We start from the raw sequence: 19,157 nt of genomic DNA, 5'->3' as shown, positions 1-19,157 counted from the left end.
TTCGACGATTACCAGCGGTAATGCGAGAATGCGCGGTTGGCTTCTGCCATGCGATGCGTGTCTTCACGCTTCTTCACAGCCGAGCCACGGTTGTTTGCAGCATCCAGAAGTTCACCCGACAGGCGATCAACCATTGTCGTCTCGTTGCGGCCGCGGGCTGCATTGATCAGCCAACGGATTGCAAGAGCCTGACGGCGCTCCGGACGAACATCGACCGGAACCTGGTAAGTCGCACCACCAACGCGGCGCGAACGTACTTCTACGTGTGGCGCTACATTGTCGAGAGCCTGATGGAACAGGGCAACTGGCTCCTGCTTGCTCTTGGCTTCGACTGACTCAAGCGCACCGTAAACGATACGCTCAGCAATCGACTTCTTGCCATGATGCATGACTGCATTCATGAACTTTGTCAGAACGAGATCGCCGAACTTTGGATCCGGGTTAATCTCACGCTTTTCTGCACTATGGCGTCTGGACATATTCTCTGTCTCTTATCTGCATCGGGTTGACCTACCTGGTGGCCAAATTCCCGGAAAATCTTACTTCGGACGCTTTGCACCGTACTTGGAACGGCGCTGCTTACGATTCTTGACGCCCTGAGTATCCAGAACACCACGGATGATGTGGTAACGAACACCTGGCAAATCCTTTACACGGCCGCCGCGGATCATCACGACAGAGTGCTCTTGAAGGTTGTGACCCTCACCCGGAATATACCCGATAACTTCGAAGCCGTTGGTCAAACGCACCTTGGCGACCTTACGGAGAGCCGAGTTTGGCTTCTTCGGTGTCGTCGTATAGACGCGAGTGCAAACGCCGCGCTTTTGCGGGTTTTCCTGCAATGCAGGGACTTTATTGCGCTTTACCGGCGCAGTGCGCGGCTTGCGGATCAACTGGTTTACGGTAGGCATTCAACCTTCCCTCTTTGTAATGCGTATCAAAGCGCTAGCGCTTCGGCACAAATCTCGTATCTTCGCCCGTCAGGGCCGTTTCAGCGCCATGCTCATGCACGAATTCGGGCAACTAAACCACCCCAAGGGTGGTTGCCCGAATAAAAGCAGAGGAAGCCATAAGGCCTCATGCGAGCGGCAAATTGCATTTCGTTCGTAAAACGAACCCTGTTTGAGATGAACTCCAGAGCGTGTCGCTCCGAAATGGCCAATCTCACATCGGCTCAGATGGGCTGCTGATACTGGTGTTTCAGCCTTTCGTCAAGCCTGAACCCCCAATATTCTTTGAGCGCACAGCATTTGCTGGCGCTTTTGCATCTCGACGACCGATAGTTTCGTTGAACAATCGTTAATTCAAGTTAAATTTCGTCTTCTTCACAGGGATTCTTGCCGACTCGCATGCCAGACCGACTCGTTACGTCTATTCTGACCGTAGAATCGAAGAATCGGGAATCAAACCAATGCCATCAGACAAGCCTGAACCGAAAATCGTCCATCTCGTCGTTGCCGATGTATGGAAAGAGAAGCAGGATGAGCCGCGACAGGTTCATCTACTTCTTATGCGGGACGATTCTGAAGGGCTGGTCGACTTCGCCCTGCAGATTCTCGCCAATGAAGGCTATGATGAAGCAGAGCTACTCGAGATCGGCACCCTCACCGAAGAGCCAACTGAAGAGCCCCATCTGTCAGCCTACAAGAATGCCCTGACTGGGCAGATCGCGATGATAGAGTTCAACGAATAGCTGTCACCGGCCGATCTACAGATTTTTTGAAATTCGCACCAGAGCACCACAGTGGGTGTTTGCTTCCGACAACGCAGGTACTGCCGAACAATACAACTGGATACTCTTATTGATTGCGAGCTCATGGGCGTTTCGGGACAATCCTTCAGATCGCCTCCGTGCCCTTTCCGACATATTTCTTCATTATCTCAAACATCGGCAACGTCTCTGAGAGATTTGAAGCATTTTTGCCGAAAAACCGCCGATTTTTGCTGAAGATTTTCCATCGTGAGTAATAGTTTGATTGCGGTTGGTTGAAAAGCCCATGAAAAAGGCCGCCTCGGATTTCTCCGGTGCGGCCTTTTGATTTGGTGCAGCTAACCAGCTTACTCGGCTGGCTGGCCTGTCATGTCTGTCAGCATCGGGCCAGCCTTCGCGGCGCTTGCTCCAGCTTCCTTGCGGCGCTCGTCGATGATCAACTCGTCGCGAGCTCCGGCAATGCGGCGGATCTGCTTGACCGTTCCGCCTGTACCTGCCGGGATCAAACGTCCAACAATGACGTTCTCCTTCAGGCCCTGCAGAGCATCCATCTTGCCGGCAACAGCAGCTTCCGTGAGGACGCGTGTTGTTTCCTGGAAGGACGCTGCCGAGATGAACGACGGTGTCTGCAAAGAAGCCTTGGTGATGCCGAGCAGCACCGGAGTGCCGTAGCCTGGCTTCTTGCCATCTTCTTCAAGACGCTCGTTAATTTCGTCCAGCTCGATCCGGTCAACGTGATCGCCAGCAATAAAGCCGGTGTCACCAGACTCGGTGATTTCGACCTTCTGCAGCATCTGACGGACAATCACTTCGATGTGCTTGTCGTTGATCAGAACGCCCTGCAAGCGATAGACTTCCTGAATTTCATTGACGAGATATGAAGCCAAAGCTTCCACGCCCTTGATCGCCAGAATGTCGTGCGGTGCCGGGTTGCCGTCGAGGATATAATCGCCCTTTTCGATCGCATCGCCATCCTGAAGATGGAAAGGCTTGCCCTTGGGGATCAGATACTCGACAGGCTCTAGTGTCTCGTCGTTCGGTTCGATGACAATGCGGCGCTTGTTCTTGTAGTCGCGGCCAAAACGAACCGTACCATCAATCTCAGCGATGATAGCGTGGTCCTTCGGACGACGGGCTTCGAACAGTTCCGCAACGCGTGGAAGACCACCGGTGATGTCCTTGGTCTTGGCGCTTTCCATCGGAATACGCGCAAGAACGTCACCAGCCTTAACGTGCGAGCCTGGCTCGACCGAAAGGATGGATTCCACTGACAGCTGGAAGCGTGCGTCGCCGCCCTTTGCCAGTTTCAGAACCTTGCCTGCCTTGTCCTTGACCACGATTGACGGTTTCAGATCCGAACCACGCGGTGTTGAGCGCCAGTCGATAACCACACGCTTGGTGATACCGGTGGACTCATCCGTCGTTTCCGTAACCGAGAGACCGTCGACCATGTCTTCGAATTCGACGTGACCTTCGACTTCCGTCATGACCGGGCGGGTATAAGGATCCCACTCGGCAACGCGCTGACCGCGCTTAACCGTGTCGCCGTCATCAACATAGATGCGCGAACCATAGGTAACGCGGTGTGTTGCGCGTTCCTTGCCCGTTGCATCCAGGATGACAACTGCCATGTTGCGGCCCATGACAACCAGATGGCCATCGGAGTTACGCACCACGTTGCGGTTGCGGATTTGTACGGTGCCTTCATAACTGGCTTCGAGGAACGACTGATCGACAACCTGCGCTGTACCACCAAGATGGAACGTACGCATGGTCAACTGCGTGCCTGGCTCACCAATGGACTGAGCAGCGATAACACCGACCGCCTCACCCTGGTTGACCGGCGTACCACGGGCAAGATCGCGGCCGTAGCACTTGGCGCAGATACCGCCGCGCGTCTCACAGGTGAGAGCCGAGCGAATGCGGATCGACTGAACACCAGCCTTCTCAATGGCATCGATATCGAACTCGTCGATGATATTGCCACCAGTTACAAGCACGTCGCCTGAAATCGGGTGCAAGATATCTTCAAGCGCGGTACGACCGAGAACGCGCTGGCCAATTGTCGCAACGACCTGACCCGCATCAACGATCGGCTGCATTGTGAGACCGGTTGTGGTGCCACAATCAACAGAGATGACGATGCAATCCTGAGCGACGTCAACCAGACGGCGTGTCAGATAGCCGGAGTTAGCCGTCTTCAATGCAGTATCTGCAAGTCCCTTACGGGCACCGTGGGTCGAGTTGAAGTACTCGTTCACAGTCAGACCTTCCTTGAAGTTCGAAATGATTGGCGTTTCGATGATTTCGCCCGAAGGCTTGGCCATCAGACCGCGCATACCGCCCAGCTGACGCATCTGGTTCGGAGAACCACGAGCGCCGGAGTGCGACATCATATAGATCGAGTTCATCTGCTTCTGGCGACCAGTAACAGGATCAAACTCAACGGCCTTAATGCGAGCCATCATTTCGTCGGCGACCTTCTCGGTGCACTTGCCCCAAGCGTCAACAACCTTGTTGTACTTCTCGCCCTGAGTGATCAGGCCGTCATTGTACTGCTGTTCGTATTCGGTCGCCAAAGCTTCGGTTTCAGCAACCAGCTTCGCCTTGGTTTCCGGAATAACCATGTCGTCCTTGCCGAACGAGATACCGGCGCGGCAAGCATGGCTGAAGCCGAGCTGCATGATGCGGTCGCAGAAAATGACCGTCTCTTTCTGTCCGCAATGGCGATAAACCGTGTCGATCATCTTGGAGATGTTCTTCTTGGTCATTTCCTGATTGCAGATATCGAAAGGCACATTGTGATGCTTCGGCAGAAGCTCACCGATGATCATGCGGCCAGGCGTCGTGTCGAAAATCTTTGACGTTGGCTTGCCATCAGCATCGATGCTCTTGAAGCGGCCCTTGATCTTCGTGTGAAGAGTGACCGAACCATTGCCGATAGCATGATGAAGTTCGCCCATATCGGCAAACGCCATGCCTTCGCCCGGCTCTTTAACCGCAACGATCGACAGATAGTAAAGGCCGAGAACCATGTCCTGAGACGGTACGATAACCGGCAGACCATTTGCAGGATGCAGGATATTGTTCGTCGACATCATCAGAACGCGGGCTTCAAGCTGCGCTTCCAACGAAAGCGGTACGTGGACAGCCATCTGGTCACCGTCAAAGTCCGCGTTGAAAGCGGTACAGACGAGCGGGTGCAGCTGGATAGCCTTGCCTTCGATCAGGGTGGGTTCGAATGCCTGAATACCAAGACGGTGCAACGTCGGAGCGCGGTTCAACAGAACCGGATGCTCGCGAATGACCTCATCAAGAATATCCCAGACTTCCGGCTTTTCCTTTTCAACCAGCTTCTTCGCCTGCTTGACGGTTGAGGAATAACCCTTTGCGTCAAGACGGGCGTAGATGAATGGCTTGAACAGTTCGAGCGCCATCTTCTTTGGCAGACCGCACTGGTGAAGCTTGAGTTCAGGACCAGTCACGATAACCGAACGGCCGGAATAATCGACGCGCTTGCCTAGAAGGTTCTGACGGAAGCGGCCCTGCTTGCCCTTGAGCATATCGGACAGCGACTTCAGCGGACGTTTATTGGCACCGGTGATAACACGGCCACGACGGCCGTTGTCGAACAACGCATCGACCGATTCCTGAAGCATGCGCTTCTCGTTGCGGATGATGATGCCAGGAGCACGCAGTTCGATCAGGCGCTTCAAGCGGTTGTTACGGTTGATTACGCGACGATACAGATCATTAAGATCGGATGTAGCGAAACGTCCGCCATCCAGCGGAACCAGAGGACGAAGATCCGGAGGAATGACCGGAACGATCTTCATGATCATCCATTCCGGACGGTTACCCGACTCCAGGAAGTTTTCGACGATCTTAAGACGCTTCATCAGCTTCTTCTGCTTCAGATCAGACGTTGTTGTCGCCAGATCTTCCCGCAGATCGCCAGCAATCTTTTCCAGATCCATGGAAGCGAGCAGCTCATGAATTGCTTCCGCACCGATCAGCGCAGTGAAGGAATCTTCACCATACTCATCGACAGCAATCATGTATTCTTCTTCCGAAAGAAGCTGGTGCTCCTTCAGTGCAGTCAGACCTGGCTCGGTCACAATGTAGTTCTCGAAATAGAGAACGCGCTCGATGCCCTTAAGGGTCATATCAAGCAATGTGCCGATACGGCTTGGCAGGGACTTCAGGAACCAGATGTGCGCAACCGGCGCAGCAAGTTCAATATGGCCCATGCGCTCACGGCGAACGCGTGACAGCGTGACTTCCACACCGCACTTTTCGCAGATGATGCCCTTGTATTTCATGCGCTTGTACTTGCCGCACAAGCATTCGTAGTCCTTGATCGGCCCGAAGATCCGAGCACAGAAAAGACCATCCCGCTCCGGCTTAAAGGTGCGGTAGTTGATCGTCTCCGGCTTCTTGATCTCACCGTATGACCAGGACAGAATCTTCTCAGGGCTGGCGATCGAAATCCTGATGGAATCGAATGCCTGCACAGGCGCCTGAGGATTGAAAAGATTCATGACCTCTTGGTTCATGCCGTTTCTCCATGGGGCAAAAAGTGCCCTCTCCTTGCGATGAATATCCGCCACCGCGGTCCATCTAGATCAAATGCCGCTTCTTCAGCGGCTCGAAACGAATGCCGGGGTGCGCGGAAACTAATCGCGCACCCTGACGTTTTTTACTCTGCAGCGTCAGGCAATGCCTGTTGCTGTTCCTGCTGGCGTGTATCGTCCAGCTCGACATTAAGTCCGAGCGAACGCATTTCCTTGACGAGAACGTTGAAGCTCTCGGGAATGCCTGCTTCGAACGTATCGTCGCCGCGGACAATCGCCTCATAGACCTTGGTACGACCGGCAACGTCATCGGACTTGACCGTAAGCATTTCCTGCAGCGTGTAAGCCGCACCATATGCTTCCAGTGCCCAGACCTCCATTTCACCGAAGCGCTGACCGCCGAACTGGGCTTTACCACCCAGAGGCTGCTGCGTAACGAGCGAGTAAGGTCCGATCGAACGAGCGTGGATCTTGTCATCAACCAGATGGTGCAGCTTCAACATATAGATGTAGCCGACAGTCACCTGACGATCAAAAGTTTCACCCGTACGTCCGTCGTACAGTGTCGACTGACCGGAGGATTTTAGGCCGGCCTGCTCCAGCATCACATTGATGTCTGGTTCATGCGCACCGTCAAATACCGGCGTTGCAATCGACACACCGCGCTTCATCTGTTCGCCAAGACGAATGATGCTTTCATCATCATAGTTGCGAACCGGTTCGTTGCGGTCATTGTCCGGGATGATCGACTCAATCGTCGCCCGAAGCGGAGCAATGTCGCCCTGCTCGCCTAGTGCGTGCTGTGCCTTATAGGCTTCGATCAGTTCCCCGATCTTCTTGCCCATTCCGGCGCAAGCCCAGCCCAAATGCGTCTCAAGGATCTGACCAACGTTCATTCGGCTTGGCACGCCAAGCGGATTGAGAACGATGTCAACATGCGTTCCATCTTCAAGGAACGGCATATCCTCAACAGCAGCAATACGCGAAACAACACCCTTGTTGCCGTGACGGCCAGCCATCTTGTCGCCTGGCTGGATCTTGCGCTTCACAGCGACAAAGACCTTGACCATCTTCATGACCCCTGGAGGCATCTCATCGCCGCGCTGGACCTTTTCGACCTTGTCCATGAAGCGCTGTTCAAGCAGCTTCTTGGAGTCGTCATACTGGTTGCGCAGAGCTTCGATTTCGCCCTGAATCTTTTCGTCTTCGACAGCAAACTGCCACCACTGCGAACGTGGGTATTCACCCATGATGTCCTGCGTAACGACTGTGCCCTTCTTGAACGCTTTCGGTCCAGCAACAGCAGATTTGCCGTTGAGAACATCAGCAAGACGGCCATAGACGTTGCGGTCCAGGATAGCCTGTTCGTCGTCGCGGTCCTTGGCCAGGCGTTCGATTTCCTCACGCTCAATAGCCATGGCACGTTCGTCCTTTTCAACGCCGTGGCGATTGAAAACGCGAACTTCCACTACCGTACCGTAAGTCCCGGGCGGCATGCGCATCGAGGTGTCACGAACGTCCGAAGCCTTTTCACCGAAAATGGCGCGAAGAAGCTTCTCTTCCGGCGTCATTGGGCTTTCGCCCTTCGGAGTGATCTTGCCGACAAGAATATCGCCCGGCTGAACTTCAGCACCGATGTAGACGATACCGGCTTCGTCCAGATTCTTCAGCGCTTCTTCCGAAACGTTCGGAATGTCACGCGTGATTTCTTCCGGTCCAAGCTTCGTGTCGCGAGCCATAACTTCAAACTCCTCGATATGGATCGAGGTGAAGACGTCATCCGAAACGATCTTTTCAGAAAGCAGGATGGAATCTTCGTAGTTGTAGCCATTCCACGGCATGAACGCGACCAGCACGTTACGGCCAAGAGCCAAATCACCCAGATCCGTCGAAGGACCGTCAGCAATGATATCGCCCTTTTCGATCCGGTCGCCTACACGTACCAGCGGACGCTGATTGATGCAGGTGTTCTGGTTCGAGCGCTGGAACTTCATCAGGCGATAAATATCAACGCCAGACTTGCCCGGTACGAGATCTTCCGTCGCACGGATAACGATACGGGTTGCGTCAACCTGATCGACGATACCTGTACGGCGGGCACCAATAGCAGCACCGGAGTCGCGAGCAACAACCGGCTCCATACCTGTTCCGACGAATGGCGCCTCAGCACGAACCAGAGGAACGGCCTGACGCTGCATGTTCGAGCCCATCAGAGCGCGGTTGGCGTCGTCGTTTTCAAGGAACGGAATAAGTGCGGCGGCAACCGATACAAGCTGCTTTGGTGAAACGTCCATCAAATCCACGTTTTCACGTGGGGCCATCAAGACTTCACCCGCATGACGGCAGACAACGAATTCATCTGTGAATCCGCCGGAAGAGTCGAGCTCCACATTGGCCTGCGCCACGTGATACTTGGCTTCTTCCATTGCCGACAGATAAACAACGTCGTCGGTAACCTTACCATCAATGATCTTGCGATACGGGCTTTCGATAAAGCCGTACTTGTTGACCCGAGCAAAGGTTGCAAGCGAGTTGATCAGACCGATATTCGGGCCTTCCGGCGTTTCAATCGGGCAGATACGGCCGTAATGTGTCGGATGAACGTCGCGAACTTCAAAGCCTGCACGTTCGCGTGTCAAACCGCCGGGTCCCAAAGCCGAAAGACGACGCTTATGCGTAATCTCGGACAGCGGGTTGGTCTGATCCATGAACTGCGAAAGCTGCGAAGAACCGAAGAACTCACGAACCGCAGCTGCTGCTGGCTTCGCGTTAATCAGATCCTGCGGCATGACAGTGTCAATTTCGATGGATGACATACGTTCCTTGATGGCACGCTCCATGCGAAGCAGACCAACACGATACTGGTTTTCCATCAATTCGCCGACCGAACGCACACGGCGATTGCCGAGATTGTCGATGTCGTCGATTTCACCACGGCCATCGCGCAGATCAACCAGCATCTTGACCACGGCAAGAATGTCTTCCTTGCGCAGGATACGGACAGTGTCTTCCGCATCCAGATCAAGGCGCATGTTCATTTTGACGCGACCAACAGCCGACAGATCATAACGTTCGCTGTCGAAGAACAGCGACTTGAACATGGCTTCAGCCGAGTCAATTGTCGGTGGCTCACCCGGGCGCATGACACGGTAAATGTCGAACAATGCGTCCTGGCGGCTCTCGTTCTTGTCAACAGCGAGCGTGTTACGGATATACGGTCCGATATTGACATGGTCGATATCGAGGACGTTGATTTCCGAAACGCCCGTGTCAAGCAGAACCTTCAGTGTCTTTTCGTCAAGCTCGTCGCCTGCTTCAAGATAAACTTCACCGGTTTCCATATTGACAATATCTTCGGCAAGATATGAGCCGAGCAGATCGTCTTCGGTCGCCTTGATGAACTTCAAGCCTTTTTCAGCAAGCTGCTTGGCACTACGCGCAGTCAGCTTCTTACCGGTTTCGAGGATAACCTCGCCAGTATCAGCATCGATAACGTCAGTGGTCGCCTTGAAGCCGCGGAAACGGTCGACTGAGAATGGAATACGCCATGTCTCGCCGTCACGGTTGAATGTGAGCGAGTTGTAGAAAGTCGACAGAATCTCTTCTGGATCCATGCCGAGCGCCATCAACAGCGATGTCGCCGGAATTTTGCGGCGGCGGTCGATACGCGCATACACAACGTCCTTCGCATCGAATTCAATATCGAGCCATGAGCCGCGATACGGAATGACGCGCGCAGCAAACAGAAGCTTGCCGGACGAATGGGTTTTGCCCTTGTCGTGATCAAAGAAGACGCCCGGTGAACGGTGCATCTGCGAAACGATCACGCGCTCGGTGCCGTTTACAATGAACGTACCATTATCGGTCATGAGCGGCATATCGCCCATGTAAACGTCCTGTTCCTTGATGTCCTTGATCGACTTCGCGCCGGTATCTTCATCGATATCGAACACTATAAGGCGCAGCGTCACCTTAAGCGGCGCAGCATATGTCAGATCGCGCTGACGGCATTCGTCAACGTCGAATTTTGGAGCTTCGAACTCGTACTTGACGAATTCGAGCATGGAAGCACCAGAGAAATCCTGGATCGGGAAAACAGACTTGAATACAGCCTGCAAACCTTCGTCCAAACGTCCGCCCTTGGGCTCTTCCACCATCAGAAACTGATCGTAGGAAGCCTTTTGAACCTCGATGAGGTTCGGCATCTCTGCGACTTCCGGAATCTTACCGAAAAACTTGCGTACGCGCCTACGACCATTGAAAGAATGGGTCTGAGCCATCGTCGCTCCTCGTCTTTATGCCAGAAACTGGCCTGTTTCTTAAAACCGCGTATGCGGCCCCGTGAACGGGACAAAACCCGTTTCCTGAAAGCACCAAATTGCCATCAGGAAAAGGGTTGAGTACCGGGCCCTCCGGAGAGGGTAGTCGGCGGACAGGTCACCCTGCCCGCCAATAACGCAAGGATTACTTGAGTTCAACCTTGGCGCCAGCTGCTTCGAGCTGTGCCTTGATCTTGTCAGCTTCGTCCTTAGTCGCTGCTTCTTTAACTGCCTTAGGAGCAGCTTCAACGAGGTCCTTGGCTTCTTTCAGGCCAAGACCGGTGATTGCGCGGACTTCCTTGATCACGTTGATCTTGTTAGCGCCGGCATCGGTCAGAACGACGTCGAATTCAGTCTTTTCTTCAACAGCAGCTGCAACTGCACCACCGCCAGCAGCGGCAACAGCAACAGGAGCGGCAGCAGAAACGCCCCACTTCTCTTCAAGAAGCTTGGAAAGTTCCGCAGCTTCAAGAACTGTAAGGTTGGACAGGTCTTCTACGATCTTTGCGAGATCAGTCATTGTGATATTCCTTTACAAGGTTCGATATATTGACAGCGAGAACGGCCTTATGCCGCTTCGTCCTTCCGGGCATAGGCGCCAAAAACGCGGGCAAGCTGAGCTGCCGGTGCGTTTACGACCTGAGCGATGCGAGAAGCTGGTGTCTGGATCATACCAACCAGCTTTGCGCGCAACTCGTCGAGTGATGGAAGTGCGGCCAGAGCCTTCACGCCATCTGCATCAAGAGTTGTTGCTCCCATTGAGCCACCGAGGATAACGAGCTTTTCGTTGCCCTTGGCAAATTCAATGGCGATCTTTGGTGCCGTAATCGGATCATTGGAATAGGCAACAAGTGTCTGACCTACGAATAGATCAGAAATGCCTTCCGATTCCGTGCCTTGAAGAGCGATCTTGGCAAGGCGGTTCTTCGCGACTTTAACAGTGCCACCAGCATCACGCATCTTGGAGCGAAGATCGCTCAGCTGCGCAACGGTGAGACCGGTATAGTGGGCCACGACAACTGAACCGGAATCCTTGAAGACCCCATTCAGCCAAGTGACAAATTCGCGCTTTTCCGCTTTTTCCACTGTCTCTCTCCATTTGACAGTAATGCGATATTGCATTCCTGCCGGGTTGCCTTTTGTTGCAAGCCTTCAGTCCGAAAACTGAAACCAAACAACAGTTGAGGATCCTGTCCCCCCTGCTTCGCCGGATTGGCTGCAAGCGAAAGGCAACTACGGTTCGAACCTTGTTCTTTGGGCAAAGCCCTCAAATCAAAGTTTTTCCACGTCTCATGCAGGTTCTTACGAATTAAGGCGAACCACCCGCAATCTCGGACAGGATAACCGGATTTTCATCCGGTTATCCAGGCCCCGAAAGGCCTGGAATTCTTTTCAATCAAGCAGTTAAGCTTGAAAACTCAATCAACAGTTACGCAATGCGTACTGTTGCCGGGTCGATCTTTACGCCAGCGCCCATTGTCGAGGAAATCGCGACGCGCTTGACATATTCGCCCTTGGAACCAGCAGGCTTGGCCTTGGTTACCGCATCAGCGAAAGCCTTGATATTCTCTTCAAGCGCCTTGGCATCAAAAGAAGCCTTACCGACGCCAGCGTGAATAATACCGGCCTTCTCAACGCGGAACTCAACAGCGCCGCCCTTCGAAGCCTTAACTGCAGCTGTAACGTCAGTCGTAACCGTGCCAACCTTTGGGTTTGGCATCATGCCGCGAGGTCCTAGAACCTTACCGAGACGGCCAACGAGCGGCATCATGTCCGGTGTTGCAATGCAGCGATCGAAATCGATCTTGCCGCCATTGACGATCTCGAACAAATCTTCTGCACCAACGATATCTGCGCCGGCAGCCGTGGCTTCATCAGCCTTGGCACCGCGTGCAAACACGGCAACACGAACGGTACGGCCAGTGCCGTTTGGCAGATTGACAACACCACGAACCATCTGGTCCGCATGACGAGGATCAACGCCGAGATTCATTGCAACTTCGATAGTTTCGTCGAACTTGGCGACTGCACGCTCCTTGACCATGGCAATTGCCGAAGTCAGATCATAGAGCTTGTTGCGGTCAATGCCTTCACGAACCTTCGCTACGCGCTTTGCTACTTTTGCCATCGGATCAGCCCACCACTTCCAGGCCCATCGAACGGGCAGAACCTTCGACCATGCGCATTGCAGATTCAACATCTGCTGCGTTCAGGTCTTTCATCTTCGCTTCAGCGATTTCGCGGACTTTCTCGCGCGTAACCTTACCGGCAACTACCTTACCTGGTTCTTTGGAACCGGACTTCAGATTTGCAGCCTTCTTGAGGAAGTAGGAAACCGGAGCGGTCTTCATTGCAAAAGTGAAGGACTTGTCCTGATAATATGTGATCACGACTGGAACGGGCGAGCCCTTTTCCATTTCCTGCGTAGCCGCATTGAAGGCCTTGCAGAATTCCATGATGTTGATGCCGCGCTGACCAAGTGCCGGTCCGATTGGCGGGGATGGCGTTGCCGATCCTGCCGAAACCTGCAGCTTGAGCTGGCCTGCTATTTTCTTAGCCATTGTACTCTGCCTTATGGTTATGCCGGATAAACCGGCACCTTTACATTATGCTGGAAAACCAGCGGTTGCAGTTTGGTGGTTCGGTTTAAAACCCGGCTAAGGTTTCTCGCCTCCCACCTCTTCGTCACCGGAGTGACAGGACAACTTCGAGAGCCGCCCTTATGGTCAGACTTTTTCCACCTGACCAAATTCCAGATCGACAGGGGTTGCACGACCAAAGATCGAAACCTCGACCTTGAGGCGCGAACGCTCCTCATCAACTTCCTGTACCGTACCGTTGAACGACGCAAAGGGTCCATCAGCAACACGAACGCTTTCACCAATCTCAAACGAGATCGATGCCTTAGGACGCTCAACACCCTCCTGAACTTGGGTCAGGATGCGCTCTGCTTCCTTGTCGGAAATTGCGATCGGCTTATTATCCGAACCCAAAAAACCGGTTACCTTCGGCGTGTTCTTGATCAAATGATATGCATCATCCGTCAAATCAGCACGAACCATGACATAGCCCGGGAAGAATTTACGCTCAGCATCAACCTTACGGCCACGGCGCACTTCAACCACTTTTTCGGTCGGAACAAGGATCTTTTCAAAAAGATGCGACAGACCCTTCTGTCGCGCCTTTTCTTCGATCGACTCGGCGACCTTCTTCTCAAAATTCGAATAGGCGTGAACGATATACCAGCGCGCGGTCATTGTTGAATTCCCAATCCCGATTTTCTTGTCAGCCTGCGTTAACGACCAAGACCGAGAATGAGATCAATCCCGTATGCCATCAACTGATCAGCTGCGAAAAAAAAGATCGCAGCAAAGAACGCCATTATCATCACCATCGCAGTGGAAATGAGCGTTTCGCGACGCGAAGGCCATGTGACCTTTGCGGTTTCAGCGCGCACTTGCTGAAAAAAAGTTATTGGATTCGTTTTGGATGCCATTTACCGCTCGTGCGTGTCATTTCGCTGCAAACACACTGCATTAATATTTAAATGCCGACTGTTCACACCATTACGGCCCGTAAAGCTGATTATTCAGCTCCACGCACCGCGTGTCTGTTGACGTTACATAGAACCGATTCCGGTAAAACACAAGGCCCCGGAGTCAATTCCTTCTCAACATCTGCAGTTACACCATCCAATCGTGTACCCAGCAGACTATATAGATGGCAGGGGAGACAGGATTCGAACCTGCGACCTACGGTTTTGGAGACCGCCGCTCTACCAACTGAGCTACTCCCCTATCTTCGGGGCGTACATTCCACAAAGCCGTGGCCTTTTCAAGGGCCAATACGCGACTTCTTGCGCCTTGCTGAAAAATTATCTGTTTAGCTTGCCAACAATTGCGCCTGGCTGCGCCTATTTTCGATTCGAAACCAAATTCTTTGCAAACAAAAAGGGCGATCCAATGGACCGCCCTTCCCGATTCGAACTGTCAGGCGACAGTCTTACTCAATGATAGAAGCGACGATGCCAGCACCGACGGTGCGGCCACCTTCACGGATAGCGAAGCGGAGCTTCTCTTCCATGGCGATTGGCACGATCAGCGTCACATCAACCGAGATATTGTCGCCAGGCATGACCATTTCCGTACCTTCCGGCAAAGTCACTACACCCGTCACGTCAGTCGTGCGGAAGTAGAACTGTGGACGGTAGTTGGAGAAGAATGGCGTATGACGGCCACCTTCGTCCTTCGTCAGAATATAGGCTTCTGCCTTGAACTTCGTGTGCGGCTTGACCGAACCTGGCTTGGCAAGGATCTGACCGCGCTCAACGTCTTCACGGCCAACACCGCGAACCAGTGCACCGATGTTGTCGCCTGCCTGGCCCTGATCGAGCAGCTTGCGGAACATTTCAACGCCGGTAACTGTTGTCTTTGTCGTCGGCTTGATGCCGATGATTTCAACTTCTTCACCAACCTTGACGATACCGCGTTCAACGCGGCCAGTCACAACCGTACCACGACCCGAGATCGAGAACACGTCTTCGATCGGCATCAGGAATGGCTGGTCAATCGGACGTTCTGGTGTTGGAATGTACTTGTCAACTTCAGCCATCAGCGCGCGAACTGCGTCTTCGCCGATTTCCTTGTTGCTGTCTTCAAGCGCAGCCAAAGCCGAACCCTTGACGATCGGTACATCGTCGCCCGGGAAATCATACTTGGAAAGAAGCTCACGAACTTCAAGCTCAACCAGTTCGAGCAATTCAGCATCGTCAACCTGATCAACCTTGTTCAGGAACACGACGATCGCTGGAACGCCAACCTGACGGGCAAGCAGAATGTGCTCGCGGGTCTGTGGCATCGGGCCGTCAGCGGCAGACACAACCAGAATAGCGCCATCCATCTGCGCAGCGCCGGTGATCATGTTCTTCACATAGTCGGCGTGGCCAGGGCAATCAACGTGTGCATAGTGACGCGCAGGCGTCTCATACTCAACGTGTGCCGTCGAAATGGTGATGCCGCGTGCCTTCTCTTCCGGTGCAGCGTCGATCTGGTCATACGCCTTGTACTCACCAAAATACTTCGTAATCGCTGCCGTCAACGACGTCTTGCCATGGTCAACGTGACCAATCGTGCCGATGTTTACGTGCGGCTTATTACGTTCAAACTTGCTCTTAGCCATAATCGTCGTTCTCTCGTCATCACAACCGGTCTAGAGGCCGGTACCATGTTTGTAGTCAGACGAGACAGCGAGCCGTCCGTCAGCACAGTCACCCGCCCGGCCAAACACGACCGATCCGGGTTGGGTTTGTCTTGGGATATGCTCGTTCATATGGGGACACATGAGCGGCGTACAAGCTCAAGACAAAATCGAAGAGCACCATACGCGCTCTCGCGTGTACGCGGTGCTCTCTGTCGAAACTGGAGCGGGTAGCGGGAATCGAACCCGCATATTCAGCTTGGAAGGCTGCTGCTCTACCACTGAGCTATACCCGCACAACACTCAAATTGGCACATAATCTCCACCAAGACCAATTCGTCTTGGGATTATGCGCCAGGCGGGCGGTTCCGGCAGTGGTGGAGGAGGTTGGATTCGAACCAACGTAAGCCAAGCTAACGGATTTACAGTCCGTCCCCTTTAACCACTCGGGCACTCCTCCGGTCACTGCCGATGGAACCGCGCCATTTGGCACTTCGCAAACACCCGCCGGACAGTTCATCAGGCTGCTGCTTGCGGAGGGCCTTATGCCGACTAGGTCACGTGGTGTCAACACTTACTGGCAGAAAATGAATGAGTTGTGGAAATTGCCTGACAAATTATGCGGTTCAACCGACCGAAGCCAATAAATTCAACGAATAGTCGTATCGCTGAACGAAGTGAAAGCGTATATGGTCGCGTTATGACGACACAAAAACCCACACATACGCAAAAAGATTCCCATTACGCGACATTGCGCCGCCAGTACCGCGATCAGAAGGCTGGCGGTACACCGCAACAGGCTGAACGAGCTTCGCGTCCTCAAGTCGCCGGCACACAAGCACCGGAAGGGCTTGTCCGGCTCTATGGTTTGCATACGGTCCGCGCAGCACTGGATAACCCTGCCCGCCAGATCAAACGCATGCTGGTCACGAAGAATGCTCTCGATCGACTGGAAATCGCTGATCCAGACGCCCTGGGATTCGACGTTGAAATTGTTGAGCCCCGCGCAATCGATAAGGAAACCGGCTCTGATGCCGTGCATCAAGGCGTGATGATCGAAGCAAAGCCTTTAAAAGCCCAATCTTTGAAAGTGCTTCAAGAAAGCGATCTCCTGCTGATTCTTGATCAGGTTACTGATCCACACAATGTCGGCGCAATCATGCGGTCCGCAGTGGCCTTCGGCGCTGGAGCTATCATCACAACGGCAAGGCACAGCCCACAAGAATCAGGCGTCCTTGCAAAAGCCGCTTCTGGCGCGCTTGAACTTATTCCCCATATAGAAGTTCGCAATCTTGCTGATGCGATCAGTGAATTACACGAGCTCGGCTTCACAACAATTGGGCTTGATTCGGAAGGGCCGCTCGAACTCGAAAAAACGATGAAGCCAGGACGCATTGCCTTGGTCCTCGGCGCAGAAGGCAAAGGCTTACGTCAGAAGACGCGCGAGACAGTTACCCACCTCGCCCGTCTTGATATGCCCGGCGCTATCAAATCATTGAATGTGTCCAACGCGGCTGCAATCTCACTTTATGCAGCCCAACGCTATCTGACGCGATGAAGGAACTGCCCACCACGGTATTGGCGTGATCTAAACAACCTTGGCGGCTGCCCGACCAGCAATACGGCCGGAAAATATGCAACCGCCAAGAAAAGTTCCTTCAAGCGAGTTATATCCGTGAACTCCTCCACCGCCAAAGCCAGCCGCCTCGCCCGCCGCGTAAACTCCCGGTAGCGGCTCGCCGCCTTGTTTCAGAACACGTGCATTCAGATCAGTCTCTATGCCGCCCAATGACTTGCGCGTCAGAATATTGAGTCTCACCGCTATCAGGCGCCCATGTTTTGGGTCCAGTATCTTGTGGGGAGGCACGACGCGAACGAGCTTGTCGCCGATATAATTGCGCGCGCCCCTTATCGCCGTGATTTGTGCGTCCTTCGTGTAGGTGTTCTCGACTTCGCGATCGCGTGCGGCAATTTGTGCGTGAAGTTTTTGCTCATCAATCAAATTATCCCCGCTCAGAGCGTTCATTCGCCGCACCAGATCAGTCAGATTATTTTCAACGATGAAATCTTCGCCCTTATCGAGAAACGCTTTAACAGGTGAGGGAATGCCACCGGTGGCTCGCTTCAATACCTGCCGCCAACTCTTGCTGGTGAAATCAGGGTTTTGTTCTGAGCCTGATAGCGTGAATTCTTTTTTCACAATGGTCTCGTTGAGTATGAACCAGGAATAATCATATCCCGTTTTCATGATGTGACTGAGTGTGGCCAATGTGTCGAAGCCCGGCAAGCATGGTGCAGGCAAGCGATTTCCATTGGCATCAAACCATAAGGATGATGGCCCCGGCAAAATACGGATAGCATGCCTAGACCAAATCGGGTTCCAATTGTGCACGCCTTCGACATAGTGCCACATGCGATCGCAGTTGATTAGATGCGCGCCGCTTTGTTCGCTTATGCCCAGCATCAATCCATCAACATGATCCGGCACCCCGCTGATGAGGCGTTTAGGAGCTTCACCCAAGCGTTTTGGCCAATTTTTGCGCACAAGATCGTGATTGGCTCCCATGCCTCCACTGCAAACAACAATTACCTGCGCCCTTAAAATGAACGAGCTGGCAACCACACGTGAACTGGGCTCACTGCGCTTGACATTGCTAGGCTCAAGCACCTCACCCTCCACGCTGTCCACAATGCCGCCATTCGTGCCGAGCGACGTGACCCTGTGGCGAAATCGGAAACTTAAAAGTCCTTTTTGTTCAGCCTCACGGGCCCGCCGGACAAAGGGCTCGACTACGCCCAACCCCGTTCCCCACGTAATATGAAAGCGTGGCACAGAATTTCCGTGGCCCGTCGCCAATGAACCGCCCCGTTCCGCCCAACCGACGATAGGAAACCAGCGCATCCCTTGCGCATGCAGCCATGAACGTTTTTCGCCGGCAGCAAAATCGACATAGGCCTCAGCCCATTTTCGCGGCCAATGGTCCTCCTCGCGATCAAAGCCCGCAGATCCCATCCAATCCTGCAATGCCAACTCGTAAGAATCTTTAATTCGCAGTCGACGTTGTTCGGGACTATTTACAAAAAACAATCCACCAAAAGAGCGCCACGCCTGTCCGCCCAATGTCTGCTCGGGTTCCTGATCAACAATGATTACCCGCTTGCCCGCATCGGTCAGTTCCGTGGCAGCTACCAACCCCGCCAGCCCCGCTCCAATCACAATAGCATCAGCATCATATGTCATCTCTGAGATCTCCCCCTTCAGCAACATTGAACTACAGATAACCTTTACGTCAACGTTATTACGCACGTCGATTCTTCGAGCGCCTGATTATCGTGGCGCTTACGCGCGCTTCCGAT

14 protein-coding genes and 3 tRNA genes are annotated in these 19,157 nt (G+C 53.5%); 2 read left to right on the top strand and 15 right to left on the bottom strand.

Annotated features, from left to right (window positions below; genetic code table 11):
- Window positions 1-8: 8 nt before the first annotated feature.
- Window positions 9-479 carry a 30S ribosomal protein S7 gene (gene rpsG / locus AC6CHM_RS02025; RefSeq protein WP_008121762.1) on the bottom strand — a complete coding sequence of 157 codons (471 nt, stop codon included), beginning with the start codon at window positions 477-479 and terminating at the stop codon, window positions 9-11.
- Between the two features lie 60 nt (window positions 480-539).
- Complete coding sequence (gene rpsL / locus AC6CHM_RS02020; protein WP_008121760.1) at window positions 540-911, bottom strand: 30S ribosomal protein S12; 372 nt, start codon at window positions 909-911, stop codon at window positions 540-542.
- A gap of 500 nt (window positions 912-1,411) precedes the next feature.
- Between rpsL and AC6CHM_RS02015 the strand changes: the two genes are divergently transcribed.
- Window positions 1,412-1,693 carry a hypothetical protein gene (locus AC6CHM_RS02015; RefSeq protein ID WP_337353875.1) on the top strand — a complete coding sequence of 94 codons (282 nt, stop codon included), beginning with the start codon at window positions 1,412-1,414 and terminating at the stop codon, window positions 1,691-1,693.
- Window positions 1,694-2,058: 365 nt separating this feature from the next.
- On the opposite strand, the gene rpoC is transcribed toward AC6CHM_RS02015, so the two are convergent.
- From rpoC to AC6CHM_RS01955, 12 genes are all read right to left on the bottom strand, one after another.
- A complete protein-coding gene (gene rpoC, locus AC6CHM_RS02010; RefSeq protein ID WP_115055805.1) occupies window positions 2,059-6,267 on the bottom strand; it encodes a DNA-directed RNA polymerase subunit beta' in 4,209 nt (1,402 codons plus the stop codon).
- Window positions 6,268-6,410: 143 nt separating this feature from the next.
- A complete protein-coding gene (gene rpoB / locus AC6CHM_RS02005) occupies window positions 6,411-10,565 on the bottom strand; it encodes a DNA-directed RNA polymerase subunit beta (protein ID WP_115055807.1) in 4,155 nt (1,384 codons plus the stop codon).
- 184 nt (window positions 10,566-10,749) lie between these two features.
- The gene (gene rplL / locus AC6CHM_RS02000; RefSeq protein ID WP_115055809.1) at window positions 10,750-11,124 is read right to left on the bottom strand and encodes a 50S ribosomal protein L7/L12; all 375 of its coding nucleotides are present in this window, start codon (window positions 11,122-11,124) and stop codon (window positions 10,750-10,752) included.
- A gap of 47 nt (window positions 11,125-11,171) precedes the next feature.
- The gene (rplJ, locus tag AC6CHM_RS01995) at window positions 11,172-11,690 is read right to left on the bottom strand and encodes a 50S ribosomal protein L10 (RefSeq protein WP_115055811.1); all 519 of its coding nucleotides are present in this window, start codon (window positions 11,688-11,690) and stop codon (window positions 11,172-11,174) included.
- A gap of 343 nt (window positions 11,691-12,033) precedes the next feature.
- Window positions 12,034-12,732 carry a 50S ribosomal protein L1 gene (gene rplA, locus AC6CHM_RS01990; protein WP_115055813.1) on the bottom strand — a complete coding sequence of 233 codons (699 nt, stop codon included), beginning with the start codon at window positions 12,730-12,732 and terminating at the stop codon, window positions 12,034-12,036.
- Window positions 12,733-12,736: 4 nt separating this feature from the next.
- Window positions 12,737-13,165, bottom strand: coding sequence for a 50S ribosomal protein L11 (gene rplK, locus AC6CHM_RS01985; protein WP_115055815.1), 429 nt, complete (start codon window positions 13,163-13,165; stop codon window positions 12,737-12,739).
- A gap of 165 nt (window positions 13,166-13,330) precedes the next feature.
- On the bottom strand, window positions 13,331-13,861 hold the full coding sequence (nusG, locus tag AC6CHM_RS01980) for a transcription termination/antitermination protein NusG (RefSeq protein WP_008121728.1): 531 nt from the start codon (window positions 13,859-13,861) through the stop codon (window positions 13,331-13,333).
- A 38-nt stretch (window positions 13,862-13,899) separates the two neighbouring features.
- Window positions 13,900-14,100, bottom strand: a complete 201-nt coding sequence (gene secE / locus AC6CHM_RS01975; RefSeq protein ID WP_008121726.1) for a preprotein translocase subunit SecE — start codon at window positions 14,098-14,100, stop codon at window positions 13,900-13,902.
- A 225-nt stretch (window positions 14,101-14,325) separates the two neighbouring features.
- Window positions 14,326-14,401, bottom strand: a tRNA-Trp gene (locus AC6CHM_RS01970).
- Between the two features lie 205 nt (window positions 14,402-14,606).
- The gene (tuf, locus tag AC6CHM_RS01965) at window positions 14,607-15,782 is read right to left on the bottom strand and encodes an elongation factor Tu (RefSeq protein ID WP_115055874.1); all 1,176 of its coding nucleotides are present in this window, start codon (window positions 15,780-15,782) and stop codon (window positions 14,607-14,609) included.
- 240 nt (window positions 15,783-16,022) lie between these two features.
- Window positions 16,023-16,096, bottom strand: a tRNA-Gly gene (locus tag AC6CHM_RS01960).
- A 79-nt stretch (window positions 16,097-16,175) separates the two neighbouring features.
- A tRNA-Tyr gene (locus tag AC6CHM_RS01955) sits at window positions 16,176-16,260 on the bottom strand.
- A 240-nt stretch (window positions 16,261-16,500) separates the two neighbouring features.
- On the opposite strand from AC6CHM_RS01955, the gene rlmB reads away from it, so the two are divergent.
- Entirely contained in the window at window positions 16,501-17,358 is an 858-nt protein-coding gene (gene rlmB, locus AC6CHM_RS01950) for a 23S rRNA (guanosine(2251)-2'-O)-methyltransferase RlmB (protein WP_307284438.1), read from the top strand.
- 30 nt (window positions 17,359-17,388) lie between these two features.
- Here the strand turns inward: rlmB and AC6CHM_RS01945 are convergent, their stop codons facing one another.
- Window positions 17,389-19,041, bottom strand: a complete 1,653-nt coding sequence (locus AC6CHM_RS01945) for an FAD-binding dehydrogenase (protein WP_307284436.1) — start codon at window positions 19,039-19,041, stop codon at window positions 17,389-17,391.
- Window positions 19,042-19,157 lie beyond the last annotated feature (116 nt).

The organism is Phyllobacterium sp. GQ127 (assembly GCF_059758635.1).
This window is presented reverse-complemented; position numbering and strand designations above follow the sequence as displayed.